The organism is Paenibacillus sp. sg306046, assembly GCF_059821225.1.
Genome location: NZ_JCAMRT010000086.1, coordinates 1 through 1171 on the forward strand (window position 1 = coordinate 1; position 1171 = coordinate 1171).

The following is a 1171-nucleotide window of genomic DNA, read 5'->3' on the forward strand; positions in this document are numbered from 1 at the left end:
GGACATCATAGACGGAGCTGTAGTTGCCGAGGAAATAGTACACCGGCTGGCTGGGCAGCGACAGGTTGCCGTCGGTATCCTTCGCTCTGACCGTGATCGTGTACAGCGTATTGGGCTGGATGCCGGTGAGGGTATGGCTTGTTGTCGCCGAGCTTCCAAGCAGGACCGCTCCCTGATAAAGCTGGTACGAAGCGACGCCGACGTTATCCGTAGACGGTTTCCAGGTCAGGCCGACCTGGTCGGAGGTCTTGCTTGTGATGCCGAGTCCGGCCGGTGTAGAGGGAAGGGTCGTGTCGATCATTACCGAGAACACGGCGCTAGCTGCGGAAGCATTGCCAGCCGCATCGCGGGCCACGATCTTGAAGCTGTACGTGNGCTAGCTGCGGAAGCATTGCCAGCCGCATCGCGGGCCACGATCTTGAAGCTGTACGTGGTATTCGGCGTCAGGCCGCCGGCCGTATAGCTGGTCGTTGTACTGCTTCCGATCCGTGTCGCGCCTTGGTAAATATCGTAGCCGGTCACGCCTTTGTTATCTGTGGAGGCCGTCCAGGACAACGTCACGCTTGTTGCTGTTTTGGCCGTTACCGCCACATTCGCAGGGACAGAAGGCGGCTGCGTGTCGCCGGGAATGAGCAGCGCTTCGGCATTGCTGGCGGAGGACACATTGCCTGCGCTGTCTCTGGCTTTGACCGTGAAGGAATAAGGAAGGTCCGTCTGCAGCCCGGTGACGGTGAAGGCGGTGGTTGTGCTTGCTCCAACCCAGGCTGTGCCGTGAAAGATGTCGTAGCCGGCAACGCCCACATTGTCCGTCGAAGCCGTCCAGGTCAGCTGCGCGGTGGACAGCGTGTGGCTGGCGATGGTCAGCTGGGTTGGAGCGGAAGGCGCTTGCGCGTCTATATACACCTGAACGGCGTTGCTTGGAGCCGACACATGGCCGGCAGCATCCCTGGCTTTGACGGTTAAGAGGTGCATCGTATTTGGCGCAAGCCCGGTTACGGTGAAGCTGGTCGAGGCGCTCGTTCCGATCAAGGCGAGGCCGTTGTAAATGTCGTAGCCAACCACCCCTTTGTTATCCGTGGAGGCTGCCCAATTGAGCAGGGCGCTGGATGCGTTCTGGCTGTAGATCGCCAGCTGCGATGGAGCGCTGGGCGGGAAAATATCCAGATTCGGT

At 60.1% G+C, this 1171-nt stretch carries 2 protein-coding genes; both read right to left on the reverse strand.

Annotation, left to right across the window (positions count from 1 at the left end):
- Positions 1-313, reverse strand: a 313-nt coding sequence (locus AC6ROY_RS25380; protein ID WP_500103341.1) for a fibronectin type III domain-containing protein, incomplete at its 3' end; no start/stop codon positions are given.
- Positions 301-1164, reverse strand: a complete 864-nt coding sequence (locus tag AC6ROY_RS25385; RefSeq protein WP_500103342.1) for a fibronectin type III domain-containing protein — start codon at positions 1162-1164, stop codon at positions 301-303. The genes AC6ROY_RS25385 and AC6ROY_RS25380, both read right to left, overlap by 13 nt.
- Between the last annotated feature and the right edge of the window lie 7 nt (positions 1165-1171).